Here is a 25,704-nt window from a genome sequence, read left to right on the forward strand (position 1 = left end):
ACCAAGCGGACAGGCCGGGCTTGTGTAGAGGTATTGTGGGAAGGATGGTTTAGGTTACAAACCATCCTTGAGGGTTACGAATTGGCCATGTCTCTCAATCACGAAGACTTGTGATCAAGAGACAGGCAATAGCAGGCTTTTTTGTTAAACATTTCAACGCTTAATTGGTTTTTTGCTGGCGGGCTAAGCCTTCGCTTGCTACCAGTTGCAGCCAGTTTTGCACTAAGGCCGAGTTGGCGCTGTGGCGGCGGTAGGCGCCAAATAGCGGGCGCTTTAAGCCTTCTTGGCCGAGTTTGACTGAAGCTAAACTCAAGCCATGTCCCTCATTGATAGACCAATTTGGTAAGGCGGCGATACCGTCCTTACAGGCAATCCGCTGCAATAACATCATAGTCAAATCGCAGGTCTTTTGTTCGCCCGCCTCAACACCTGCGGGTTCTAAAAAGTGGCGATAAATATCTAAACGCGCCAGTGGCACTGGGTAGCTGATTATGGGTAAACGCGCTAATTGCTTAGGCGTAACATAGGCTTCTTTCGCTAAGGGATGATCCTTGGCAACCACTAACTTCACTTCAAAATCAAACAAATGCTGATAGGCGAGCGAGTGTCCCGGCACGGGATCTGAGGTCAGCACTATATCCAGTTCGCCCATTTCTAGGGCATTGAGCGAGTCGAATAGATGACGGCTGGAAAGATCTAACTCGGCTTGGGGATGATCTTGCCTAAATTGTTCCATCACCGGCATTAGCCAGCGAAAACAGCTGTGGCATTCAATGCCAACTCTGAGCTGATTGGTTTCAGTTTCCAGCCCATTTTTGAGATCGGTTTCCGTCTCTAACACCTTAGGCAGGATCTCTTCGGCGAGGTGCAACAGGCGTGCACCTTCCTGAGTAAAGGAGAGCGGTTTGCTCTTACGCACAAAAATGGGCGAGTTAATTCGTTGCTCTAACTCCTTAATTTGATGGGAGAGAGCCGATTGAGTGACAAAACGTTTTTTGGCTGCGCCCGCCAAGCTGCCACTTTCCTTCAGGGCCATTAAGGTTCGCAGATGTCTTAGTTCGATCATGATCACTCCAAGTGAATTTCGCTCATGTTGTGCTTGAAATCAATTCGGTTGCTGGCATAGAGACTATCACAATAAACTTCTAGACGTCCAGACGCCCATTGTGATTTATCTAGGCTTAAATGCAAAAAGTTGCCAAGAAAACACCATCAGCTGGGTGCTAGTGCCGAATATGGCTTATCTCAAATAAAGGAAGATATGGTATGCAATTAAACAGTCTTGGTTTTCCCCGTATCGGGCGTCGTCGTGAACTGAAATTTGCCCTCGAAAAATACTGGCGTGGTGAGAGCACTCAAGCTGAACTGCATGAGGTGGCCAAGGAGTTACGTCGTACCCATTGGCAATGGCAAGTGGCCGCAGGGATAGAGCAAGTACCTGTAGGGGATTTTGCCTTTTACGATCAAGTGTTAACCCTGAGTGCGACCCTTAACGCTATCCCTGATCGCCACCGTGGCGAGGGCGCAATCGATCTTGATACCTTATTTCGCGTTGCCCGTGGCCGTGCACCAACGGGGGCCGATGCGCCAGCCTCGGAAATGACTAAGTATTTCAACACTAACTATCACTACTTAGTGCCAGAGCTTAAGCAAGACCAAGTGTTCACTATCGCTTATGAGCAGTTCTTTGATGAAGTCGCCGAGGCGCAGTCCTTAGGTTATCAAGCCAAACCCGTGTTATTAGGCCCTGTGAGTTACTTGTATCTGGCCAAAACCGTGGGTCAGGATTTCGATAAGCTGAGTTTATTGCCCAATCTAGTAAAGGCTTATGCCGACATTCTTGCGCGTTTTGCTGCGCAGGGCGTAACTTGGGTGCAACTTGAAGAACCAATCCTCGCGCTCGAATTAACTCACGAGTGGCAAGCAGCGATTAGCGAATCTTATCAAGCGCTTAAAACGGCTCAAGTAAAGATTTTACTCACCAGCTACTATGGCAGCATTAGCCATCATCAGGCGCTGGTTTCCGCGCTGCCAGTGGCGGGTCTGCACCTAGATTTAGTGACTGCCCCTGAGCAATTAGCTTTGTTTGCTAATGCCTTAAGACCAGATCAAATTTTGTCAGTTGGCGTAGTTAATGGCCGTAACGTGTGGGCGGCTGAAGTTGACCTGATTGTCGAGCGTATCGGCAGTGTTGCCAGAGACTTATGCTCACAAGACGGCTCGCGCCTATGGATTGGTACCTCCTGTTCATTGCTGCACAGCCCAGTGGATTTAGAGGTAGAGACAACGCTCACGCCGGCGCTACGTCAGCAGCTCGCGTTTGCTAAGCAAAAGCTGTTGGAACTGGCGAATGTGCGTCAATTGCTGCTGGCCCCTGAGTCTGTCGCGGCCAAAGAGATAGTTAACACCTGCGTGGCTCGCCGTGAGGCTAAAGCACAGGCGGCGGATGCTAAAGTAATCGCCCGTGTGAATGCGCTGACCCCAGCCGACTATGAACGTGTGAGCGAATTTACTGAGCGCCAAGCGGTGCAGCAGCGTAAGTACCGTTTGCCTTTGCTGCCAACAACCACGATTGGCTCATTCCCACAAACGCCCGCCATTCGTGGCTTACGTAGTCGCTGGCGCAAGGGTGAGCTAAGCGATGCCCAATATACCGAGCAGTTGCAGCAAGTGACCCGCGATACCATCGACCGCCAGCTTAAACTCGGTATCGATGTGCTGGTACACGGTGAGGCCGAGCGTAACGACATGGTCGAATACTTCGGTGAGCAGCTCGAAGGCGTGGGCTTTACCAAAAATGGTTGGGTACAGAGTTATGGTTCTCGCTGCGTTAAGCCGCCATTGATTTATGGTGATGTGAGTCGCCCGAAAGCCATGACGGTTGATTGGGCTGTATTTGCCCAAAGCCTGACGGACAAACCCGTCAAAGGCATGCTAACGGGCCCGGTGACGATTCTACATTGGTCGTTTGCCCGTGAAGATATCAGCCGCGATACCATTGCCACCCAATTGGCGCTGGCAATTCGTGATGAAGTGGTGGATTTACAAAATGCAGGTATTGGCATTATTCAAATTGATGAGCCAGCCTTCCGCGAAGGTCTGCCATTAAAGCAAAGCGAGTGGCAGGCTTACTTAGATTGGGCGGTGAATGCCTTTAAATTGAGTGCGGCGGGTGTGATTGATGAAACCCAAATCCATACCCATATGTGTTACAGCGAGTTTAACGATACGATTGCCGCGATTGCCGCCATGGATGCGGACGTGATCACCATCGAGACTTCGCGCTCACGCATGGAACTGCTCAACGCCTTTGAAGATTTTGAATATCCAAATGAAATTGGCCCAGGCGTTTACGATATCCACTCGCCAAATACGCCAAGTGTTGAGGCCATGGTACACCTTATCGAAAAAGCGGCGCAAAAAGTGCCAGTGCGCCAACTTTGGGTTAACCCCGACTGCGGCCTTAAGACACGCACTTGGGCTGAAGTCGAACCCGCGCTGAAGAACATGGTCGATGCGACCCGCGAACTGCGTCGCCGCCTTGGCTAAGCACTGTAAAATCTGCAATGAATGCCTCTTTGGCATAGCGTAAACAACAGGGATACCTAAGGTATCCCTGTTTTGCTATTGGTTGTTTGAACAGACCTTTGCTTATAAAAATCAGCGTTTCACGCCATGACCCTTTAGTTTGAGGTATGCAGACAATCTCAAGTAACACGGATTTATATGGTTCAAAGTGTTATCCGTATATTTAAAGGTCTAGGGCGCAAACTTCTACACAGATATTTGCAAATCTTTACCTGATATCGACACTTCCTTCGTCTACTGCGCTTAGCTAACTCTATATACTGGCTGCACTATTTTTCTTCCCGCAAGATACACGCTTGCGCCCATTGGCATTGATGGACACCTAGATTCAGATGAAAAAATCCTCAAAGCGTAAATTGATATTGATCCTAAGCGGCCTCATCCTCCTTGGGGGCGGCGCTTATTTTCTGCTACATAAACCCGAGGCGGCCCCAAGCTATGTGACGGAGCCCGTTAGACGCGGCGACATTGAAAACTCGGTGCTCGCCAACGGCATGTTGCAGGCCTCCAAGCTGGTGAGTGTGGGCGCGCAAGTCTCGGGGCAAATTCTGAGTTTGCCTGTGGAGCTAGGACAAGAGGTGAAAAAAGGCGATCTTATCGCGCAAATCGACAGTCTTGCCCAGCAAAACAACCTGCAAAATGCGCTGGCATCCCTTAAAAACATCAATGCCCAGTATCGTGCTAAGCAGGCGCAAATACGTCAGGCAAAACTCGAATATACCCGTCAGCAGCAAATGCTCGCCGATAAGGCCAGCTCCCGCGCAGACTTTGAAGCCGCCGAAGCCACGCTCACGGTGTATCAAGCCGAGCTTGAGCAGTTAGAAGCGCAAAAACAACAGGCTGAAATTAATGTCGACAGTGCCAGAATCGATTTAGGTTATACCAAGATCACTGCGCCTATGGATGGCACAGTCGTTTACTCTGCGGTCGAAGTGGGTCAAACCGTTAACGCCAATCAAACCACACCAACCATAGTCGAGATGGCGCAGCTCGATACCATGACGGTCAAGGCGCAGATCTCCGAAGCCGATATCGTCAATGTGCGCCCAGGACAGCCAGTGTATTTCACTATTCTTGGTAGACCTAACCATCCCTATCGCGGCACTTTAAGGGCGATTGAGCCTGGCCCGACGTCAATGGATGGTGACGATAGCAATATGAGCTCGAGCGATTCAGACGCCATTTATTACCATGGCCTGTTCGATGTCGAAAACCCCGACCGTACCCTACGCATTGGGATGACGGCGCAGATTTCGATTGTGCTTGCCAAGTCTGATGATGCGCTGTTAGTACCATCGCAAGTGCTGAGGGTAAAACCAAGGGATAAAGCGGCTCCGCCAGCGGAAGGCAAGTCCCGTGGGCCGCAATATCAAGTGCCTGTATTGGTGAATAATCAAGTGCAATATGTGGATGTAACTGTTGGTATTAATAACAAAATCAATGCCGAAATCCTGTCTGGCCTGAACGAAGGCGACCAAGTGGTGCTCGGAATGCCCGCCGACGGCTCGACCATGAAGTTCCGTGGCCCACCAATGAGGTTTTAAGCGTGACTAAGCCATTACTGGAAGTGTCAGCTTGCTACCGCAGTTTTCAGGCGGGTGAGCAACAACTGACTGTACTCAAAGATGTTAATCTTTCCATCGCCCGTGGTGAGATGGTGGCGATCGTCGGTGCCTCGGGTTCGGGTAAGTCGACACTTATGAATATCTTGGGCTGTTTAGATAAACCCTCAAAGGGCGCGTACTTTATCGATGGCCAAGATACCTCGCAGATGGATGTGGATGAACTGGCAAAGCTGAGGCGCGAGCATTTTGGCTTTATTTTTCAGCGATATCATTTGCTTGGCGATCTTAATGCCGTCGGTAACGTCGAAGTGCCCGCCGTCTACGCGGGTAAAGATCGTCTTGAACGTAGACAGCGCGCTGAGCACTTATTGTCGCGCTTGGGTTTAGGTGAGCGCCTCGATCATAAGCCGAATCAGCTCAGCGGCGGCCAGCAGCAGAGGGTGAGTGTGGCGCGGGCGCTAATGAATGGCGGTGATGTGATCCTTGCCGACGAACCGACGGGCGCTTTAGATAGTCACAGCGGCGAAGAAATGATGCGGTTACTACAGGAACTGCACCGCGAAGGCCACACCATTATCATCGTGACCCACGATATGCATGTGGCGCAGCATGCCGACCGTATTATTGAGATTAAGGACGGGGTGATTATCAGCGATGAGCCTAATCTCGCCTCAAACGTTGCGGCTGCGCCTAAGACTGAAGTGATCCCCGCCAAGACTAAGGTACGCGCCCGCGTGGCGGCATGGGACAGATATGCCGAAGCCCTGAAAATGGCGCTGCTGGCGATGTCGACCCATAGATTGCGCACCTTTTTAACTATGCTCGGCATTATTATCGGTATCGCTTCAGTCGTGTCTGTGGTGGCGCTGGGTGAAGGCTCGCAGCGGGAAATCTTAAAGAGCATTAGTTCAATGGGCACCAATACCATAGACATTCGCCCCGGCTCAGGCTTTGGCGATAGGCGTTCGGCAAAGGTACGAACTTTGACTGCAAGCGATGCTAATGCACTGAAAAACTTACCCTATGTCGATAGCGTCACCCCGAGCATCGGTTCGAGCGCGACGGTGCGTTATGGCAATAAGGCGGTGACGGCGACTGTGAATGGCGTGGGGCCAGAGTTCTTCCGGGTTAGAGGCTATGAGCTCGCCCAAGGGCAGTTTTGGGACGATGACAGTGTTAATGCGTTAGCCCAAGATGCGGTGATCGACGAGAACACCCGTAAACAGCTGTTCCCTAACAGTAGCGGCGTCATGGGCTCTGCCATCGGGGAAGTCATCTTCCTCGGGGATTTGCCGGTGCGGATTATTGGTGTCACTCAGCCTAAGGAAAGCGCCTTTGGTAACAGTGATGCCCTCAATCTGTGGGTGCCTTACACCACGGTATCAGGCCGAATGGTAGGCAAGAAATACTTAGATGGGATTACCGTGCGGCTCGATGAGTCGGTGCCGAGCAATGCGGCGGAGCAGGGCATTATTAGCCTGCTGAAGATGCGCCACGGTACACAGGATTTCTTTACCATTAACACGGATACCATTCGCCAGAATATCGAGAAAACCACCGCGACCATGACACTATTAATCTCGGCTATTGCGGTGATTTCCCTCGTGGTGGGTGGCATTGGGGTAATGAATATCATGTTGGTGTCCGTGACCGAACGCACCCGCGAGATTGGCGTGCGCATGGCGGTTGGGGCGCGCCAGAGTGATATTCTGCGGCAGTTTTTAATTGAGGCTGTGTTGGTTTGTCTGTGCGGCGGCGCGCTTGGGGTGGCCTTGGCCTATTTGATTGGCGTGGTGTTTGCCCAAGCGGGAGGCAGTTTCCAGATGATTTATTCGACGACTTCTATTGTTGCCGCCTTCGCCTGCTCCACCTTAATCGGGGTGTTGTTTGGCTTCCTCCCTGCCCGTAATGCGGCGCGTTTAGACCCAGTTGATGCACTAGCAAGAGAGTAACGCAATGAATGATCAAGTTTTAACGCATCAAAACAAATTAAACTGCCGTGTCGGTTTATCGCTCAAGGTCAGTGTGATTGCCATCAGCATCGCACTGCTGTCAGGCTGTGGCGCGCTGATGCGCTCCGACTTTGAGCCGCCGGCATTACAAGTGCCTGAGCAATGGCAGCGCACCCAAGTGAATGGTCAAGTGAGCCTCGACCCTTGGTGGCAGAAGTTTAATCAACCCGAATTAAATCAGCTGATTAGCCAAGTGCTTAGCAGCAATAATGATTTGACTCTTGCGACCTTAACCTTGCAAAAGGCGCGTTTACAGGCGGGGTTAGCGCGGGATGATTTGTATCCACAGCTCAGCTCTAATAATACCGCGTCTATGAATAAACCGCTGGAGGGCGGCAGTTCGAGCAAGACATTTCAGGCGAACCTGTCGGTAAGCTATGAGGTGGATTTGTGGGGTAAAGTGTCGGCCAATATCGACCAAGCTCAATGGACTGCGCTGGCAAGTCTCGAAGATCGGGAGAGCACGGCGCAGAGTTTAGTCGCGACGACGGCATCCCTCTATTGGCAGATTGGCTATCTGCATCAGCGGATTGAACTAAGCAATAAGAGTATTGAACACAGTCGGCAAACACTGGCGTTAACCCAGCGCCAATATGTCTCGGGCGCCGTGACTGAGCTGAATGTGCTCGAATCCCAACGCAGTTTAGCGGGACAAGAGGCTTCCCACAGCCAATTGCAGCAACAGTTAGCTGAAGCCGAAAATGCGCTTGCGATCTTACTCAATCGCGCACCGGGGCAAGTGGCGGTTGAGATTAAGCAATTGCCGGACAGTGCGGTGCCTGAGGTTGGCGTTGGCATTCCCGCCGAATTGGTCGGCCGTCGTCCCGATGTGAAGGCGGCTTTGTACCAATTGCGCTCGGCGCTGGCCAGTAAGGATGCGACCTACGCCAGTTACTTCCCAAGTTTGAGTTTGACTGGCAGCGTGGGGGAGTCGACCTCCGAGCTAAAAGAGCTGTTGCGCAATCCCGTGGGGAGTTTAGGTGCGGGTTTAGTGCTGCCTTTTTTGCAATGGAATCAAATGCAAATCAACAATGATCTTGCTGATATCGACTATCAAACGGCGATTGTGAATTACCGTAAAACCCTCTACAGCGCTTTTGAAGATGTGGATAACGCTATCTCGGCCAAGCAGCAATACGCCTACCAAGGTGAGAAGCTTGAGCAGCAATTTAGCGCCGCCGCCCAGGCCGAAGCGATTTATGAGAGCCAATATCGCCATGGCGCTATTGGCATTCAAAATTGGATTGATGCGCAGGAGAATCGCCGCAGCGCCGAGGCCGCATTGCTGGAGAATCGTTATAACCAATTAACGGCCCAAGCGACACTCTACCAAGCCCTCGGTGGGAGCGATATTACGCCAACGCTTGCTCAGGTTTCCAACTAAGTTTGTCTTATCTCTAAAAACCGCAGCGCCCATTGTTGTTGCGGTTTTTTTATATAAGTTGCCCCAATCTGAAAAATTAGCGAATACCATTTCGTCTGATTTGCCAAACACTTGCTATTATATAACCTAGGGACAAATTGCAATTAGTGGGGCCGTGATGCTGAGATTATTTACAATGAAAGACAACGATCTTAGTACTAACTCCCTTGCAGCTTCTCAAGAGGCGTTGCAACTACTCAATGGCATTAAGCCATTTGCTATGACTATAAATGGCATTTTTGCAATTCTGTTTGTATTTTTATCCGTATGGCCTTTGGCATTTATTTATGCTTTAGGATTAAGTTATCACCTTTGGGTGAATTACTGCGCTCAAATCCGTCCAGAACAATTACCGCCAATCATACAGTGGTCTTGGTTGGTGGTATTTATCCAATCCATATTCGCGGTGCTTATTTTAGGCGCTGATGCTGGATTTCAATATTATCTCCTTGCCACTATACCACCCTCATTTGCCAGTATTTTTAAACCACTACTTTATAAAATAATGCAGACTGTGATTATCATTATCTTCTTTCTAATTTGTGATGTGTGGTTTATCAATTACGAGCCTTATTACCAGCATTCTGAAGAATTGATTAGTTTGTTTCGTCATATCAATGTACTCGGGGCATGTGCTTTACTGGCGGGAGTATCTTATGCCTATTCTCAAATGGTGATATCAGCCGTTACTGTTTTACGTAATGTGGCAAATACTGATGAGCTAACAGGGTTGATTAATCGTCGGAGCTTAACGGCACTAATTGACCGAGAAGTGGCAAGATCATTGCGCACTCATATCCCCATGAGCCTGATTTTATGCGATATAGATTATTTTAAGCGTATTAATGATACCTATGGTCACGCTGCGGGTGACCATGTGCTGGCTAATGTGGCTAATGCATTACAAGGAGCGCTAAGGGAATATGATGTCCTTGCACGCTGGGGCGGAGAAGAGTTTTTATTACTGTTGCCTAGCACCGATATCGAAGAAGCTTTGAATGTTGCTGAGCGATTACGTGAAGTTGTTGCTGGGAGTCACGTTAGCTTTGAAACACACATTATCCCGATAACCATGACACTTGGCGTTGCCGTTTTAGGAAATGAAAATTGGCACAGTACGTTAGCCCGAGCTGATGACGCACTTTATCGGGGCAAAAAACAAGGCCGAAATTGTGTTGTACGGGCTCTTGCCCCGTAATGATACGGGGCTGTATTGCGTTTAGCTGCGCAGGATCTGGAGTGGCAGGCTTAACATATCATCGCCCGTGCCCGCTAAGTGCCAGATAATCCCAACGAGGGCGGCAACGGTCACTAAGTACCAAATGGTTGAGAATATCTGCCCATATCTGTCTAGCGGCAACAGGTGGCTTTGATGACGAGTACGCCACTCGAACACTATCTCTAAGCTACCGATAAGCAATAGGAAACCGAGCAGGGCAAGGCCTAAGGTGTAGCTGATATACACCCCAAAGGCGGCGCCGATGACGCAGGCAATTAACCCCATAATGCTGTTCATGGAGAAGCTAATGCTTTTTAAAATATGGCCACCATCGAGGGGTAAAATTGGCAATAAATTAAATAGGTTAAGTAGCGCATTAAAGGCTGCGAGTCCTGCAAAGAAGATATTGTCCGTCATGTGGTAAGCGATAAGCGAGCCTACCGACATCAACAGGCCGAAGGTTGGCCCCATAATCGAGATGACTACATCCTGCCAGCGGGTGTTAATCTTTTCGTCGCTGAGGGCGAGTCCCCCCATAAAGGGGATGAGGTAAATTCCTTTGGTTTTCATCCCAAAGTACTTCATCGCGCGAATATGGCCGTACTCGTGGAATACCAAACAGGCGATAAGTGCCAAGGCAAATTGGAATGAAAACAACCAAGAGTAGGCCGCCACACTCGCGCCCGCGAGAACCACTTTGATGACCTTAGCGCTTTTGAGTAGCTTAAATCCAAGGGAAGCTAAACCAACAAAGCTAAATTTTTGTGGTGTAGTCACTGGGATTTCAGGGGTTTGGCGTTCGATATCTTTTTCGGTACGAGTGCCTTGGGCAATCACTTCTTCATCAATAAGCAGTCGATAGTCGAATCTAAAGGGCTGCCAAACCACATCGGTTTCAAGCCGCACAAGGATTTTATGCTCAAGAACTTGCGCTTCGCCATGCTCGCTGGCCAATTGGCTATGCTGTTGAGTGAGTTCAAATTCATGGACTTTGAGACCGCCATTATCCACTGAAGCGGCTTTTTGTGAGACTAAGGTATTGTCCCAAAAGAGTTGTTGCCAACCTGCGAGGGAGCCTTCCAAACGCAGTGATTTGCCTAAGCAGTCAATCTTAAGTAGTTCCAATTTAGGTTCCGTTTGTTGGTGTATCCGAATGATGTCCAGCGTTGATTTGGCACTTTAAGGCAAAGTATGCAGACCAATTGCTTTGGACATAACGGGCTGGGCCGTTCGTGATAAATTATGCCTGCTAAATGTGGTTGAGGATATTAGCTTTTTGGATCATCTCGTCGAAGACTGTGAATCCTATCAGATTTTACTTTGCTTCTGCTTAGTCATCTAAGCTATGGACGATTTCCATCCCTTGGGCGAATGTTGTAAACGCTAATTTGGCCACACAGCATTGGCCTAAGGCATTGGCATGTTTTTGTACCCATTTAATAAAATCGGTGAGGGGCAATTTGTGCTCTTGTTTTAGCAGGTTAGGTAGCTCACCAATAGGATCTTCATGAATAGTGGTTGGGGTGGCGCGGATCAAATATTGGTTACCTAAGCTGTCGAGTAACAGGTCCGTATCGATAAATTGATGCTGGTAAAGGCAGGCGAGTTCTAACCAATCACGTTGATGGCCAAGATAAAGGAGTTCATCATTTTGAGTCAGCTTAACTACTGCAGGCCATTGAATATCAGCCATTTTTACTTGAGTCATGTGTATTCCTGGGGCCATGTTCTACTTCAACCTATCACATTTATCCTTATCCCCCAACGCTGGCGTTTACGTGGGGAATCGTAGGCAGTATGCCACCGACTAGGTCAAAGAAGAAAGCCATTGAAATGTTCTTGGGTGAGGATTCACTCGTGGATAACAATGAGGGGGCTATGATTGAGGCAGTAGCCCTAAGGGGCGCGCCACGTTGAATGACATGTGCGCCCTTAGTAAAACGCTTTGAACGTTATTTAACTGGCTGCCGCTTGTGCTTTAGGTTTGGCATTGTAATCAAAGTTAATCTCTTGATTAAGATTGGTGATGGAGCAAGTGCCATGTTCGCGGGTAGTTCTATGATTAGCTTGGCCAATATGAAATTCGACATTGAGGAATACATGCTTAATCACATCGATGTGATACTTATCGAAATAACTTTCCACTTCCTGTTTTAGGCTATCAAATTCGAGCTCTTCACGGGTGCGCTCGTTTAAAATCCGGTTCTTCTCATCGAGCATCATCTTAATCTGCTCAATCATTACTGGATCATTTTGCCATTCGGATTTTGGGGGAAGTCTTTTTAGGCGAGCTTCAATATCGAGGGTGGCTATCACCATTGATTGGACACTTTCCTCCAGCTGTTTGAGGTTTTGCTTGAGCTCGCCTTGCTCCATTGCACAAAAGACTTCTGTTTTTGTCCCCGCAGTGGCGCCAATGGCAACGGCAATGAGTCCTTTTTCGGCATGGGCGACGCCACCAGTTAAATCGCCGCGGCGACCGCTAGTGTCACTTATCGTCAGGGTTCCTGCTGTTTTGGTATTACTATGAAGTAATTGCTTAGTGATCAGAATATTCCCCTTTGCAGTTAATTGGGAATATTGCACAAACTGGGCGCTGATTTGCCCTTGAGCTGTGAGGTTAGTCGAAAACTCATTGACGCGAATTTGCCGACCAATGACGCCTTTACTAACGGTAATATCGCCTTCTGCCTCAAGGGTCGCTGAATCGACAAAGCCCATCACAGTAATATCACCGGAGCTTTTCACTATCATGCCTTCGTGTACATCACCTGTGATTAAAATACTGCCTTTAAAGGTGACATGGCCCGTGCTGATATCGACATCTTTTAGCTGTAAAACATCATCAACATTCATGCCTGTGCGGGTTTCAACGGGTTGCCCTGCTACAGTGGCGATGAGTTTGTTGGGATCATTCGGATGGATGCTGGTACCTGTTCCTGCGAGTAAAGGCAGATCCTTGCCAGGCTTTTGCTTAAGGACTTCTCCTTTAATGTTATAACCGGGAGAGCCTTCGGTCCCTGGGTGTTTGATCATCAAAATATCGTTAGGCTTGACCATTATCATGGAGCCAAGATTACGCATATCCACAGTACCATCTTCGCGCTCCTGCGGCTGGAGTAAGCGCTCACGGGCCAGCGAAACCTTACGCTCTAGCACGGCATTTTGGCCGTTTACTGGGTGCTTGCCTTGGGCGATTTCACTTTGACAGCTATCGCCGGGTTTGAGCTTAGTGATTTTTTGCAGCAAGGTTTGGATTTTAAGTTTGCTTAAGCCCATGCAAACATTATTTTTTTTAAGTTCAGTAAGAATTTCAGGTAAATCGACCGCTTTACCTCCACAAGGGGCGGTTAGGGTCATGGTGGCGAGCATTTTATCTGGGCTGATCTCAATCTTAACGCTACCATCTCGGCGTTCAGCCAGTACGGAAAACAGTTCAAATTTACCGTCTTCTTGATGGTACAGAGAGTTGGTTTGCGCCACCACTTTATCGATGGCCTGATCAAGTGGATACAGTGAGCAAAACTCTGGGAGCGATAACAGGCGCATCACATCATCACGGGTGATGGGGCCATGCTCTTTGGGGATCAGGCGTAATTCCGCCTTGCTTTTGTCACTGCTTAACTCGAGGAGTTCAGGGGCCAACATAAAGCGCTTCCTTACTCGTTTGTTTTATTATTGTTTTATCGGCTAACGCGAGTATAACAGTAGAAACTTTGCGCAAAGAAGCCTTTTCGACGCGAAAAAATGTAAATGTTGTGTTTTTGTTGTGATGGTCTATTGGTTGATTTATCAATAGATTTTTTATTTGATTAACGATAGTTAATCTAGTGTAATCTCTGGTTTTTTTCAAAATCTCAGCACGGGTGTTGATTGGGAAAGTTTTTTAGCTTAACAAAAAATAAACTTTACAACGCTGTCGGGTATGTTAGGGGAGAAGTAGACTGGACAACATTCTTGATAATTTAGCGTTTACTGCATTTGATACTGTTCACAAAATGATGAAAATCTTATCTAGATAGCAGCAAGTCTTCGGTTGCGGATCACGACTCTATTGAGGTGTTTTTGAGGGGATAACTAGTCTATCCAGACGCGTGCGGTACGTTAAAATCTTCGAATAGCCTAACTTAGGGGCAAAAGTAAGCTAGGTGCTTTGCTTCAATTTGTGGGGTTAGGATTAAATCGTGGGATTAAAAATTCTATGGTTAGCATTTGATTACCTCTACTCTATTCTTGTGTTACACCCCCATGAGTCAGCTCAAATCTGGGTTCTTTATTGCTTGGCCATGTCGGCTTTTCTATGGGAGATTCAAAAGTGGTCAGCCAAACCTCAAGCTCACCGGAGCCAGATAAACACCCCATGAAGGAAAAACACATGCCGCTATTTATCATGTTATTGGCAAATTGAATTGCCTCTTCAAGCGAGCCTTCTTCCTTGTTATGGCTGAATGTTTCATCGTCCCACACCCAGTTAATCGGTGCTCCATTTTCATCACAAGCAAGGTATCTTACGTTCTTATAACCTTCGCTAGCCGCTCTTAATGAATCCAAAAAGGATTCTCTGATTTCTGAGAATCTTTTTTTAAATTCTTCAATGCCGATATTTTTACTAATAATGTGCTTCATACTTGCCTTAGAGGTTAACGCCCTGTTAAGGTGTGAGCGACGCAATACCGAAGCTGCCGCATACCACCTTAAACACTAAAACCAACGCATAGTAAAAATGCCACGCGTTGCGAATCACTCTTAAACAGTTTGTTAGTAATCATCACGCTGAATATCAAATAGGCGATTGTAGAAAAGCCTTACATCACCATTAGTTTTATGTAATTCAGATATAGCCTCACTAATAGATAACGATTTATCTTTAACGTCATAATAATATGAACCAATAAGAACCGTCTTGTCCCATTCATATAAAGTGTCATCATCATTTGCAAAAGCGACACGGATTTCCTTTATGGCATTGAGGCTTGTTAGCAGCTGGGATACTTGATCATATGTAAGATACCTGCCAATACCAACAACAAACTCAGGTATCCAATTCTTTTGCCCAAACTCTTTAGTTATTGGAATCTCGGAATTCTCGAGACACTGCTTTACAAGGTCTGAGATTTTTAAGTGTGGATTGAACATTACTGTTGTATCAGACCATAAACCTGTATCGATAACCTCTTCAGCTTCTATAATTGGAAGTTCAACAATCTCCGGTTTTGATTGAAAATCTCTACCCAATTTATCTTTGAGGTATTGACTATAATAATGATCTTCTTGTATTTCAGCTCTAAATTTTGTTTGCAAAAGAAACAACGACACTAAAAATATAGGAACATTTGCGATAGAGGCTATAACCAAAGATGCTGCTAACCATTCAATAGAAATTAGCGATTGAGCAGTCATCAAAAATGTACCGTTAACAAAAATTAAGCCTACTAACCATGCTGCCAACAACTGAATTGGTTTTGTTATGGACTTTGCCTCAATTCCACCTTGTTTACCTAGACTCAAGTTATATTTCCTCGAATTTATAATGATGACTAACATTTTGTTCATGCGCATGCGCGTTTACCTTGTTGGAACAGTGAAAACGCACACAGTTAACTATCTGTATGCAAAGAACTTATCAGCTTTCTGCCGCTTTTCATATAAGTAATCCATCTGGAAAAACGCCCATGTGCGTTTTTCAAACCTATTAACTAAAAGTCGGTCTCTATAGTTAGTTGATTTTATAGGATTTTATTTTTGTAATAGGAGTTAATGCGCACTGTTCTTGTCTTCAAATTATTCAAAAATACCTCAATTTAAAGATGACTGTGTCCCCATACATTGTCAGTCGATTTATAGCAGGGCCAAACATAGGCAAATAGATAAGAATTGTATGGCAGCAGGTGTGGGAATTTTCGATTGTGCTAACGAGCCGAAGCACGGAATGGAGCATTAGCTTTTTAGTTAGATGAACAGTTCCATGGCAATAAATGCTATTTAAGAGATGGCTGCGTTAATTTGTTTGTGGGGGTATTTTTGATTTCAAATGCGCGTATTTGATAGGGTCGGCGTTATTCTCGTAATTCTTAACGAGTCTTTATTCCTTGGTACAGCATAGAGTCAAATTAAGTTAGCCCCACTCACAATCGAGCGGGGCGAAAGATTAGGCCTGTTGGAAGGAATAGAGTTTGTACTTGTTGTTTTCCGCTGGCACGGTTAATTGGCCGAACTCGGCGGCGATGGTATCCGAATAGGGCAGGTGGCGGTTAGCGACGATTTGCCAAATCCCTTTAGATTGTAATTGCTTGGCGCTATCGGCGACAAAGCGTTGGGCAATGCTGGTCGTGCTGGCAAGGCCATCGTGGAACGGGGGGTTGGAGATAATACCGTCGAATTTTCCACTGGTTTGCGCTAGTCCATCGGAGGGATAGACCTTGCCCGTCATGCCGTTTGCTGCCAACGTAAGTTCGCAGGAGGCTAGCGCCATAGCATTGATATCAATACATTCTAGCGACAGTGTCGGCTGCGCCTTTAACAGCGCCGCGGCAATCACACCGGCGCCGCAGCCAAAATCCAGTACTCGGCCAGAAAGCGTTGGCAGATGCGACAGCAATAGCTCTGTGCCTTGGTCTAAATGTTTTTCACTGAACACACCGACTAAGTTGCAGATGGTGATATTGCCCTGCGGAGTGGCAAGTTGATACTGGCTGGTCCAATCGCTGAGTTTAATCTCGGGCGCAGTATCGATTAGGCTGCTGCCAAAGAGTAGGCAATGACGCGCGTTATCGAGTTTGACCCCAGTGGCGAAGTATTTGGGCAACAGTTTGACTAAGGATTTAACCCCGCCTTTGTTCTCACCCACGACTAAGAGTTGACCATCGGCCACTAAATGCTGTGCGGCCAGATTAAACAAGTAGGGCGCTAACGGCTTAGCCTTAGGAAAGTACACAATCACAGTGTCGTACTTATCCTGGTGGGGCAGTTGATGGCCAAAATAGCAGCGCAGTTTGCCATTAGCCTGCGGCGCTAAATGCAGATAATGGTGGTAATCCAAGGCGAGGGCATCGACGGACTGGGCGACATCGAGCAGTGCTTTGGGCAGAGAGTCTGCCTCATGGTTTAGCACTAAAACTTTATGTTGGCTCAGGGTTTCCTGATTGCGGATAATGACTTGCGATGGATTCGTTAACACTGCATGGCTACCGTAAAAAATAAGTGCGGGCATTATACCCCTTATTCGGCTACGAGCCAGCCTGCAAGCCGCCGACTTAAGGGATGCAGCAAAACAGCGCTCACTCGAACGGTGCGAACTGAAAGCCAATAAAAAAGGCAACTGTGTTAATACGGTTGCCTTTTATCTGTTAGCTGGCGCGATATTCGATTGGCTTATTTTTAGCTAATCACAGCAAATTAGCCCTGTGGCTGCACTGGTGCTGGAGCTGGAGTTGATACAGGTGCGGGGGCTTTTGGCTTTTTAGGCTTAGGTAACAGGCTAAAAATCTTATTGGCGATATCAGTATTGTCCTGATGACCGTTAAACAGCCCAGCTGCGGGACCTGCGGCAAACACTTGCACATCGGTGCCTGTGTGTCCGTCCGTTGTCCAACCCGTATCGGTACGTTTATCAATCACATGACGAATAGCCATTGCCATGGTTTCTAAGCCCTGCATTCTGGCTACATTGAGTTTAGCCAGTTCTTCTTCCGTTAATTCAAAGCCTAAACCACGGGATAAGTCGGCTTGCCAGGTTTCCCCACCGATAGCGGCTTGCGCTAAGGTATCTGAACTGGCGGAAATATTGCGCAGGATCTCAGGATTCCAGTTGTAGTTTCCATCGACACCAATCGATAAACCGCCGGTATTATGGTCGGCGGTGATCACCATTAAGGTATCGGGATTTTGCCGCACAAATTGCTCAACGACTTCAATGGTGTTAGCAAACTCATCCATTTCGCCCATAGCGGCGGCGATATCATTGTTATGTCCTGCCCAGTCGATAAGGCTACCCTCGACCAGCAGTACAAAGCCTTGATCATTTTGCGACAGTAAACTGAGGGCTTTTTGGGTCAAGGTGCTAAGTTTTTTAGCATCTTTTTCATCGATAGCCCAAGGCAGTTGTACTTCGGCAAACAAACCTAAGACCTTAGGCTGGGTAATGCTGGCCAGATCATCAAAGCGGGTAATATGTTGATAGCCCTTGGCGGTAAATTGGGCCAACAGCTCGGGTGGAAAGTACTTTTGCCCGCCACCTAAAAACACATCGGCGTTGGTGTCGAGATAACTTAATGCCAGTGCATCGTAATTTTTACGGCTTTCGTTATGGGATAAAAAGGCCGCTGGCGTGGCATGGTTGATTTGTGAGGTAACGGCAACCCCAGTGCTCAAGCCTAAGGATTTGGCTTTTTCAAGAATGGTGGGCAGAGGCTGTTTTTGGGTATCAACCGAGATGGCGCCGTTATAGGATTTGACTCCTGTCGCGAGGGCGGTTGCGGCGGCGGCCGAGTCGGTCACATAACCACTGACACTGGCGGGATACGTACTTGCCATGCCAACCAATAAACGGTCAAAGACGGTTTGTTCTACTTCTTCGGTATCTGGATTGTCCTTGTAATAGCGATAGGCACTGGTATAGGAAGGCCCCATGCCGTCACCAATCATAATCACAATATTTTTGGGGCGTGATGGCGCCTTGGCTGGGCCCGTCTCATTCGCCCCAGCTTCCGCTGCAAATACGGGGCTTGAGAGCCATAAACTCATACCAAGCAGTAACAGTGGCGCTTTGGTGAAACTCATATCAGATCCCTAGAAGTCGTAGGCGCTCTTAAGGCGCCTTCAATGAATATTATTATCTTGTAGGTGTACAAGCTTACTGGGCGAGACGGGCTTCGATGGCATCGAACAGCATGCCAGTAATGTCCACATCGAATGCCGCTTGGATTTCACGGATACAGGTTGGGCTGGTGACGTTAATCTCGGTCAGCTTGTCACCAATCACATCCAGACCCACAAAAATCAGGCCGCGTTTTTTCAGCTCTGGGCCAATGGCGCGCGCGATTTTCCAATCTGAGTCCGATAGCGGCTGGGCAACACCGCTGCCGCCTGCGGCCAAGTTACCGCGGGTTTCGCCTTTTTTCGGAATGCGCGCCAAGGCGTAGGGCACGGGCTCGCCATCCACCACCAGAATGCGCTTGTCGCCCTTGGTGATTTCAGGAATAAAGGCCTGCGCCATTGCGTATTGGTTGCCATATTGGGTTAAGGTTTCGATGATCACCCCAAGGTTAGGGTCGTCCTGCTTGACGCGGAAAATCGAGGTGCCGCCCATGCCATCTAGTGGCTTGAGGATAATATCGCCCTTGGCTTGGTGGAACGCGCGGATCCGATTGGCATCGCGAGTCACAATGGTCTCTGGAGTAAATTCGCTAAACCATGCGGTGAATAGTTTTTCGTTGGCATCGCGCAAGCTTTGTGGCTTGTTGACGATTAATACACCTTGTTCTTCGGCGCGCTCTAACATGTAAGTGGCGTAGATATATTCGGTATCGAACGGCGGGTCTTTACGCATTAACACCACGTTCAGATCGCTCAGTGGCGTGTCTTGGGCATCGCCCAGTTCAAACCATTTATTGGCATCGTTGATGACTTTTAATGGACGCATATTGCCCATGGCTACGCCGTTGACCATAGCAAGGTCGGCCATTTCCATATAAAACAGCTGGTAACCCCTTTCCTGCGCCGCCATCAGCATGGCAAAACTGGAGTCTTTCTTAATGTTGATCTCACTGATGGGGTCCATCACTATGCCGAGTTTTATCATTAATCTGTTCCTTATTGGTTGCCGTCGCAGGCAAAAAGCATTTATGGATTAGCCAGTAATCAATTCGCTAGTTAGCGGTTAACCTTTAACCTAAATCACCGAATCTAAGTTGCAGCGCGGTAATCGCCGTGAGTGAGGCGGTTTCAGTGCGCAGCACTCGGGGGCCGAGTAACACGTCGGTAAACTGATAGGTTTCCGTCATAGCGATTTCTTCCGCCGATAATCCCCCTTCGGGACCGATCAGTAGGCGTACGCGGGTATGGGATAAATCTAACCCATTGATACCGTGCGCTGCCCTTGGATGCAAGTTGAGTTTGAGTGCGCTGGTCGGTTCGCTGCACCATTGCTGTAATTCCATGGCGGGGCGAACGATGGGCACTTGGCTACGGCCCGATTGCTCACAGGCGCTGATCACAATCTTTTGCCATTGCTGGATTTTCTTTTCGAGACGCTCACCAGTGAGCTTGACACCGCAGCGATCAGAAAATAGCGGCGTGATGGTATTTACCCCTAGCTCAACGGATTTTTGAATGGTGAACTCCATCCGATCGCCGCGGGAAATCACTTGGCCTAAATGCAGGTTGAGGGGCGACTCCGATGGATTGGCCTCACAGGACAGCACTTTTACCGTGACCGATTTTTTACCCGCATCGACAATTTCGGCAAGATAATCATTACCATCGCCATTAAACAGGCTAATTTGCTCGCCACTGCCCATACGCAGCACTTTGCCGATATGGGCTGCGCCATCTTCGTCTAGATTCAGCTGTTGGTTTACGGCTAATGGCTGAGGTTGATAAATTCTTGGAACTCTCATTGTCGACCTTATTCGGCTAATTGTTGGCGCAGTGGTGGTGCATTGCAGGCATTCTGCACAAAGGGATTATGATTACCTTGGATCTGCGCTATGGCGTTATCGCGTTTGCATTCAATAGTATCAACTGGATAGCTTTTATCCCATGCTTTGAACAATTTTAATTGCTGTGAGGCGATTTTAAGGCCATAGGTCTGCTGCATATACAGGTAAGTGCGGGCTATTTTGCCGCGGGCGTGAGCGGGTGGCTGGGCTTGGCGATTCTTAAAGTCGATAACCATAGCGCATTGACCATATTGGTCGGCCTTACCGTTCCATTGGCTAAAACGGAAGTTGCTGCGATCGCCGTTCACTTCACCAATGGCGGGCACCAGATTGTGCATATCCGCTTCCATTTTATTGAATTCTTGGCTGTTATCGGCGCAGTTTTTACGGCCACCCTTTTGCCAGCATTGTAATTGGTGGCCAAACTCCCATGCTGGGACGATATGCTCCCACTCGATACGGTTGGCACGAGTCTCTTGTTTACGCACTTGATAGCCGCAGCTATTGAGATCGGGCTTCCAGGATTTGCCCTTAATTTGGATATCACAGCCACAGTAAAAACTGACCGCGGGCAAGGTGCCTTGGCGAGTGCCTTGGTATAAGGATTGAGACAAGACCTTGGCTTGGCTAAAACTATTGGGGTGCGAAGGAGAGGCATTGGCTGAGGCCAACACCGCCAGCCAACTGAAAAGGCACAGCAAGGTTTGCCGAGACCTTAAGGCTATCTTGGAGTTGTTCAATATTTATCCCAAAAATAATCAATACTACGCGAGCCTGTGGCTCGTCTTTTATGCCTGAATGGTAAGGGAAATACCGCGTCCTATGCAAATCGCTCGTACTTTTGGCCGAGGATTTTTACGCTATGTGGGTTATTCCGCTGCTTCGGTAAAGGTGAGGTGGGTATGGCAGCGTTTACACAGATAACGGGTTTCACCACGCAGTACTTTATTATGGCGGCGAATACTTAGCCGAACTGGGCCGCAGGCACAGCGGTACTCAAAGTCTTTCCCTTTAACCGACTGAGTATCGAAACTGTGGGTGGTATTGGGGCTCACCTTAAACAACTTGAGCATGATGGATTGCCACTCGCGGCCATGGGGTTTGGTTTTGCCAAAGAGTTGGAAGCAGAGTAAGTGGCTGATTTCGTGGGGCACTACTTCGGATAAGAAGGCTTCGCTATTTTCCCTGAGTAATACGGGGTTAAAGCGCAGGCGATTCTGCTGCAAATGCGCTGTGCCCGCACTCCGTCCCTGCTGGGTAAATTGGGTCAACGGCCGCGCAAATGGACGCTTAAAGTAGATTTCTGCCTGCTGATAACAGTCTTCGATACGCGTAAGGATTTGCTGCTGCAGGGGTGTCAGTGGCTTTGGCTGCTGTTGTGGCGTGTTGGTTTTCGCCATCTTGGTCGCAGTCGGCGTGGTGATACTCTCGGATGAGATAGCTTTACGGCGCAGGCTATTGAGTAGGGATCTCGGGTTAAACATAGACTTAGGTGTTAACTCTTATTTTGCAAAGCATCAAGTGTGGCTAGGTGTGTCAGATGGATACCATGATGCGACCCGATAAGGCGCATAAAGCAAGCGTTCGCATCATAACCAACGCTTGCTGACAATGCCAGTATTGCGGCGGTTACAGGCTCGCCGCGGCCTGCATCACCATAGTACGCACTTGCTCGACAATGGCTTGTTCGGTGGCATTGTCGTAGCCCTTCACCCTCGGGGTGTGGATATGGCCCACCTTAGCGCGGCTATTGAACTTTTGCTGTAACACAATGGCGCGATAAGAAATCTCGTTTGAGAGATACCCACCACCAGAGCCTTCGACCGAGGTTTCATTTTGCAGCTCACTTAGGGAGCTGGCATTCAATTCGCCGCGCGCTAGGGTGGTCACAGTATGGTTATCGTTGACTTTCCACTGACCACCTTGCACTTGCATCGCTGCGACGGGTAATGAAAATTCAACAAATTCAGGGCCGATAAAGTCTTTACCGTTGAGTTTGGGGGCGATAGGCGCGGTTTTGCTTGCGCCTGTGTATAGATTTTGGTTATCGGGCGCTGCTGCACTACGGTTACGGCCTGGGAAGCGTTCAATATCAAAGTCGCTGCGCCCCATGCTGACGGTAAAGATAAACTGGGTTTTAGGGTCGCGATAAATGGGGCTGAGTAAGGATTCGATAATACCTTGGTCGAAATCCTCGAAGCGTACTGGGATCATGGCGGTTTCGATTTGGGCCTTTTTGCCATTGATATCAAATTTAAAACCATCGAGGGCGAGGGCGACTAAGCCCGAAGGATTGCTCTGACTGATGTCTTTGTCGAGGAAGAAGGGGTCGAATCCCGTCAGGAAGATTTTTATCTGCACATCATCATCGTATTGGATATCACTGAAGCCTCGCGATGCCTTCTCAACCGCGCTGGCTAAAATCTGTTGCTGCCAATCAGCCATTTTAAAGTTAGCACTGTTGTTTTTAAGGCTATTTAACATTGAGAGTCGCGCCCAATACAGAGATCTGTCATCAAAGTGTCCTGACTGCACATCACGCACAGCCTGTTGCCATAATCTATGTCCTTGGCGGGCGGCAAGTTGGGTAGCGTCGCGTTCATTTTTCTGTGCGGATAATTGATTCGCTAAGCCTTCATCCAATGCTTGATAACGGTTTACCACTTCAGCCATGACTTTTTCAGCGGTAGGAATGCGAGACACTTCCACATCGCCGAGGAGTTGTACGGCACCAGCGGTTTGCGCCACTGTGCTAGCGAGGATAAAAGCGAGGCAGGGCTTTAACATTGGCGTTTCCTTTTTTATTTTAATCACTTATTTTGCTGGAAATAGACGATGTTTCTAGGGCGTTCAGGCTTACTTCATCTTAGAAATAATGAAACTTATGCCAAAAAGCCACAATGATTGTTTTGAGTATAAGAGTTTACCTATAGTGATTCGAGGATCTTATTCCTATTTTGCATATCAGATCGATACTGACGAGTTGCTATGATTTTGGACTGGCGTTTAGTTGGGATAGCTAATAGTTAAATCTTGTAAAGCTTGTGCCTGATTGTTGCCACAATTGGTCAGCAGTTTGCTAGGGAATGAGAGGGCAGAGAATGATAAGCTTAGCACTTAATTTGTATGGATATATTGCATTAAGCAAGGGGACGTTATGCGTGTATTAGCCTTATCGGCTGTGTTTTTGGTGGCATCGATTATCGGAATGCCTGCGGTAGCAAAGGAATGGCAAGAAAACAAAAGTTGGAATGCTCACTTTACTGAACATAAATCACAGGGCGTAGTTGTGCTCTGGAATGAGAATAAGCAGCAAGGATTTACCAATAATCTTAAACGGGCGAACCAAGCATTTTTACCCGCATCTACCTTTAAAATTCCCAATAGCTTGATCGCCCTCGATTTGGGCGTGGTTAAGGATGAACACCAAGTCTTTAAGTGGGATGGACAGACGCGCGATATCGCCACTTGGAATCGCGATCATAATCTAATCACCGCGATGAAATATTCAGTTGTGCCTGTTTATCAAGAATTTGCCCGCCAAATTGGCGAGGCACGTATGAGCAAGATGCTACATGCTTTCGATTATGGTAATGAGGACATTTCGGGCAATGTAGACAGTTTCTGGCTCGATGGTGGTATTCGAATTTCGGCCACTGAGCAAATCACCTTTTTAAGAAAGCTGTATCACAATAAGTTACACGTATCGGAGCGCAGCCAGCGTATTGTCAAACAAGCCATGCTGACCGAAGCCAATGGCGACTATATTATTCGGGCTAAAACGGGATACTCGACTAGAATCGAACCTAAGATTGGCTGGTGGGTCGGTTGGGTTGAACTTGATGATAATGTGTGGTTTTTTGCGATGAATATGGATATGCCCACATCGGATGGTTTAGGGCTGCGCCAAGCCATCACAAAAGAAGTGCTAAAACAGGAAAAAATTATTCCCTAGAAGTGGTTAGCGCGTATTTGTGTGAAATAGCCGTCATATAAGCTGTAAAGATATATGGACAAAATGCTGATGCTCGATGCGCTTGTAGTTAATGGCTCATACTTAATCGGTTAGGCCAAATCGACTTAAGCTCCGCGCGTTAACTTTTAGCTTGAGCATTAGCATCACATTCCTAAACGTAAAAAGCCTAGCCAATTTGCTAGGCTTTTTTGTTATCTAAATGGTCATGGTCACTCAACATTGGGATGTGTATAAAGGAATGGCGATGTCAGTAAAGGTGAATGCCGCTGCGATAAAGTGCCTAGCCCATCAAGGATTGTAGGCTTTCTTGGCTGCTAAAGCGTTTGACGAAAAAGTCCAAGAAGGCGCTGATATTGGTGGCTAATTGTCTGCGGCTCGAATACACCCCGTAGACCTTAAAGGGTTCAATCGGCCATTCCTGTAAGATTGGCACTAGCTGGCCGTTGGCGAGTTCGGTTTTGCAGGCGGAGTTTGATAGCATTGCAATCCCAAAGTCATCGAGGGCTAACTGCTTAACCATTATCGGGCTATTGACCCTGACTTTACGCTGAAAGTTTACCATGGTTTTGCGAGCCCCTTTGCCTAAGGGCCATATGGGTGCTGAGCGGGATGTCCCTAGCAGAATACCACTATGGTCGCTCAGCTCCTTAGGTGTTGCGGGGGTGCCGCGTGCTTTTAAATAGCCAGGACTTGCTACCAGAATTGGTTGACGCTCGAACAGTAATCTTGCAACAAGATCAGAGGATTGCAGTGGTCCATATTTGATAGCTATGTCATATCCTTCACCCACCAAACCGATATCGTTGTCGGTAAACTGGACATCTAATTCCACATTGGGATATAAACGCATGAATCCGCTACAGAGGTTAGCAATTAATTCTTGGCTAAAAGAGACCGGAATGGCTATCCGTAATGATCCTGATACATCATCATGGGTACTCTCGATAACAGCCTTGGCCGCTTCCACCTCATTGCGAATGGAATCACAGTGTTGATAAAAGAGTGCCCCGACTTGGGTAAGACTCAGGTTACGGGTGTCGCGTTGTAACAATCGCACGCCTAGTTGTTCTTCAAGCTGCGCGATTTTGCGACTTATGGTGGATTTTGGATGGCCGGTTTCACGTGCAGCTTGGGAGAATCCCTTTGCTCTCACTACGGCTGCAAATAGCATCATACCGTTTAAATCTGGCATGTTTTTCCCACTGTCTCATATTTGGAACATAGCGTCTTATGCAGTTTAATGGCATTTGGCGGGATAACAAA

Annotated in this window: 20 protein-coding genes; 6 read left to right on the forward strand and 14 right to left on the reverse strand. The window is 47.9% G+C overall.

Annotated features, from left to right (window positions below; all coding sequences use genetic code 11):
• Nucleotides 1–160: 160 nt before the first annotated feature.
• Complete coding sequence (locus MMG82_RS13530; RefSeq protein ID WP_037414410.1) at nucleotides 161–1,066, reverse strand: LysR family transcriptional regulator; 906 nt, start codon at nucleotides 1,064–1,066, stop codon at nucleotides 161–163.
• A gap of 200 nt (nucleotides 1,067–1,266) precedes the next feature.
• Between MMG82_RS13530 and metE the strand changes: the two genes are divergently transcribed.
• The 5 genes from metE to MMG82_RS13555 all read left to right on the forward strand — a co-directional run bounded on the left by metE (nucleotide 1,267) and on the right by MMG82_RS13555 (nucleotide 9,786).
• Nucleotides 1,267–3,549, forward strand: a complete 2,283-nt coding sequence (metE, locus tag MMG82_RS13535) for a 5-methyltetrahydropteroyltriglutamate--homocysteine S-methyltransferase (RefSeq protein ID WP_241406967.1) — start codon at nucleotides 1,267–1,269, stop codon at nucleotides 3,547–3,549.
• 371 nt (nucleotides 3,550–3,920) lie between these two features.
• Nucleotides 3,921–5,132 carry an efflux RND transporter periplasmic adaptor subunit gene (locus MMG82_RS13540; RefSeq protein WP_088586117.1) on the forward strand — a complete coding sequence of 404 codons (1,212 nt, stop codon included), beginning with the start codon at nucleotides 3,921–3,923 and terminating at the stop codon, nucleotides 5,130–5,132.
• Between the two features lie 2 nt (nucleotides 5,133–5,134).
• The gene (locus MMG82_RS13545) at nucleotides 5,135–7,105 is read left to right on the forward strand and encodes a MacB family efflux pump subunit (RefSeq protein ID WP_241406968.1); all 1,971 of its coding nucleotides are present in this window, start codon (nucleotides 5,135–5,137) and stop codon (nucleotides 7,103–7,105) included.
• Nucleotides 7,106–7,109: 4 nt separating this feature from the next.
• Nucleotides 7,110–8,549, forward strand: a complete 1,440-nt coding sequence (locus tag MMG82_RS13550) for an efflux transporter outer membrane subunit (protein ID WP_241406969.1) — start codon at nucleotides 7,110–7,112, stop codon at nucleotides 8,547–8,549.
• Between the two features lie 175 nt (nucleotides 8,550–8,724).
• A complete protein-coding gene (locus tag MMG82_RS13555; RefSeq protein WP_241406970.1) occupies nucleotides 8,725–9,786 on the forward strand; it encodes a GGDEF domain-containing protein in 1,062 nt (353 codons plus the stop codon).
• Between the two features lie 21 nt (nucleotides 9,787–9,807).
• Here the strand turns inward: MMG82_RS13555 and MMG82_RS13560 are convergent, their stop codons facing one another.
• From MMG82_RS13560 to MMG82_RS13620, 12 genes are all read right to left on the reverse strand, one after another.
• The gene (locus MMG82_RS13560; protein ID WP_037414405.1) at nucleotides 9,808–10,932 is read right to left on the reverse strand and encodes a site-2 protease family protein; all 1,125 of its coding nucleotides are present in this window, start codon (nucleotides 10,930–10,932) and stop codon (nucleotides 9,808–9,810) included.
• 205 nt (nucleotides 10,933–11,137) lie between these two features.
• A complete protein-coding gene (locus tag MMG82_RS13565; protein ID WP_203432199.1) occupies nucleotides 11,138–11,515 on the reverse strand; it encodes a DUF4144 domain-containing protein in 378 nt (125 codons plus the stop codon).
• 248 nt (nucleotides 11,516–11,763) lie between these two features.
• Nucleotides 11,764–13,455 carry a FapA family protein gene (locus MMG82_RS13570; RefSeq protein WP_047534553.1) on the reverse strand — a complete coding sequence of 564 codons (1,692 nt, stop codon included), beginning with the start codon at nucleotides 13,453–13,455 and terminating at the stop codon, nucleotides 11,764–11,766.
• Nucleotides 13,456–14,034: 579 nt separating this feature from the next.
• Nucleotides 14,035–14,433 carry a hypothetical protein gene (locus MMG82_RS13575; protein ID WP_241406971.1) on the reverse strand — a complete coding sequence of 133 codons (399 nt, stop codon included), beginning with the start codon at nucleotides 14,431–14,433 and terminating at the stop codon, nucleotides 14,035–14,037.
• A gap of 132 nt (nucleotides 14,434–14,565) precedes the next feature.
• The gene (locus MMG82_RS13585) at nucleotides 14,566–15,315 is read right to left on the reverse strand and encodes a hypothetical protein (protein ID WP_241406972.1); all 750 of its coding nucleotides are present in this window, start codon (nucleotides 15,313–15,315) and stop codon (nucleotides 14,566–14,568) included.
• 640 nt (nucleotides 15,316–15,955) lie between these two features.
• On the reverse strand, nucleotides 15,956–16,984 hold the full coding sequence (locus MMG82_RS13590) for a methyltransferase (protein WP_241406978.1): 1,029 nt from the start codon (nucleotides 16,982–16,984) through the stop codon (nucleotides 15,956–15,958).
• Nucleotides 16,985–17,202: 218 nt separating this feature from the next.
• A complete protein-coding gene (locus tag MMG82_RS13595; protein ID WP_172587708.1) occupies nucleotides 17,203–18,585 on the reverse strand; it encodes an alkaline phosphatase in 1,383 nt (460 codons plus the stop codon).
• 73 nt (nucleotides 18,586–18,658) lie between these two features.
• Entirely contained in the window at nucleotides 18,659–19,606 is a 948-nt protein-coding gene (gene gshB / locus MMG82_RS13600; protein WP_037414494.1) for a glutathione synthase, read from the reverse strand.
• A gap of 85 nt (nucleotides 19,607–19,691) precedes the next feature.
• Nucleotides 19,692–20,423 (reverse strand): 16S rRNA (uracil(1498)-N(3))-methyltransferase, encoded by a 732-nt coding sequence (rsmE, locus tag MMG82_RS13605; RefSeq protein WP_037414496.1) that lies wholly within the window; start codon nucleotides 20,421–20,423, stop codon nucleotides 19,692–19,694.
• An 8-nt stretch (nucleotides 20,424–20,431) separates the two neighbouring features.
• Complete coding sequence (gene endA, locus MMG82_RS13610; RefSeq protein ID WP_241406979.1) at nucleotides 20,432–21,208, reverse strand: endonuclease EndA; 777 nt, start codon at nucleotides 21,206–21,208, stop codon at nucleotides 20,432–20,434.
• 126 nt (nucleotides 21,209–21,334) lie between these two features.
• Entirely contained in the window at nucleotides 21,335–21,949 is a 615-nt protein-coding gene (locus MMG82_RS13615; RefSeq protein ID WP_241406973.1) for a SprT family zinc-dependent metalloprotease, read from the reverse strand.
• Nucleotides 21,950–22,094: 145 nt separating this feature from the next.
• The gene (locus MMG82_RS13620; protein WP_241406974.1) at nucleotides 22,095–23,252 is read right to left on the reverse strand and encodes a hypothetical protein; all 1,158 of its coding nucleotides are present in this window, start codon (nucleotides 23,250–23,252) and stop codon (nucleotides 22,095–22,097) included.
• 370 nt (nucleotides 23,253–23,622) lie between these two features.
• On the opposite strand from MMG82_RS13620, the gene MMG82_RS13625 reads away from it, so the two are divergent.
• Nucleotides 23,623–24,420 (forward strand): OXA-48 family carbapenem-hydrolyzing class D beta-lactamase OXA-1039, encoded by a 798-nt coding sequence (locus tag MMG82_RS13625; RefSeq protein ID WP_037414505.1) that lies wholly within the window; start codon nucleotides 23,623–23,625, stop codon nucleotides 24,418–24,420.
• 301 nt (nucleotides 24,421–24,721) lie between these two features.
• On the opposite strand, the gene MMG82_RS13630 is transcribed toward MMG82_RS13625, so the two are convergent.
• The gene (locus MMG82_RS13630; protein ID WP_015586033.1) at nucleotides 24,722–25,633 is read right to left on the reverse strand and encodes a LysR family transcriptional regulator; all 912 of its coding nucleotides are present in this window, start codon (nucleotides 25,631–25,633) and stop codon (nucleotides 24,722–24,724) included.
• Nucleotides 25,634–25,704 lie beyond the last annotated feature (71 nt).

The sequence above is a fragment of the Shewanella sp. MM_2022_3 genome (assembly GCF_022557375.1).
Taxonomy (GTDB): domain Bacteria; phylum Pseudomonadota; class Gammaproteobacteria; order Enterobacterales; family Shewanellaceae; genus Shewanella; species Shewanella xiamenensis.

Coding starts and splice junctions, on each gene's coding strand:
- MMG82_RS13550 (WP_241406969.1), top strand. CDS start 7,110: ATGAATGATCAAGTTTTAACGCATCAAAACAAATTAAACTGCCGTGTC.
- MMG82_RS13540 (WP_088586117.1), top strand. CDS start 3,921: ATGAAAAAATCCTCAAAGCGTAAATTGATATTGATCCTAAGCGGCCTC.
- MMG82_RS13615 (WP_241406973.1), bottom strand. CDS start 21,949: ATGTTTAACCCGAGATCCCTACTCAATAGCCTGCGCCGTAAAGCTATC.
- gshB (WP_037414494.1), bottom strand. CDS start 19,606: ATGATAAAACTCGGCATAGTGATGGACCCCATCAGTGAGATCAACATT.
- metE (WP_241406967.1), top strand. CDS start 1,267: ATGCAATTAAACAGTCTTGGTTTTCCCCGTATCGGGCGTCGTCGTGAA.
- MMG82_RS13595 (WP_172587708.1), bottom strand. CDS start 18,585: ATGAGTTTCACCAAAGCGCCACTGTTACTGCTTGGTATGAGTTTATGG.
- MMG82_RS13630 (WP_015586033.1), bottom strand. CDS start 25,633: ATGCCAGATTTAAACGGTATGATGCTATTTGCAGCCGTAGTGAGAGCA.
- MMG82_RS13555 (WP_241406970.1), top strand. CDS start 8,725: ATGAAAGACAACGATCTTAGTACTAACTCCCTTGCAGCTTCTCAAGAG.
- MMG82_RS13565 (WP_203432199.1), bottom strand. CDS start 11,515: ATGACTCAAGTAAAAATGGCTGATATTCAATGGCCTGCAGTAGTTAAG.
- MMG82_RS13570 (WP_047534553.1), bottom strand. CDS start 13,455: ATGTTGGCCCCTGAACTCCTCGAGTTAAGCAGTGACAAAAGCAAGGCG.
- MMG82_RS13620 (WP_241406974.1), bottom strand. CDS start 23,252: ATGTTAAAGCCCTGCCTCGCTTTTATCCTCGCTAGCACAGTGGCGCAA.
- MMG82_RS13530 (WP_037414410.1), bottom strand. CDS start 1,066: ATGATCGAACTAAGACATCTGCGAACCTTAATGGCCCTGAAGGAAAGT.
- rsmE (WP_037414496.1), bottom strand. CDS start 20,423: ATGAGAGTTCCAAGAATTTATCAACCTCAGCCATTAGCCGTAAACCAA.
- MMG82_RS13625 (WP_037414505.1), top strand. CDS start 23,623: ATGCGTGTATTAGCCTTATCGGCTGTGTTTTTGGTGGCATCGATTATC.
- MMG82_RS13575 (WP_241406971.1), bottom strand. CDS start 14,433: ATGAAGCACATTATTAGTAAAAATATCGGCATTGAAGAATTTAAAAAA.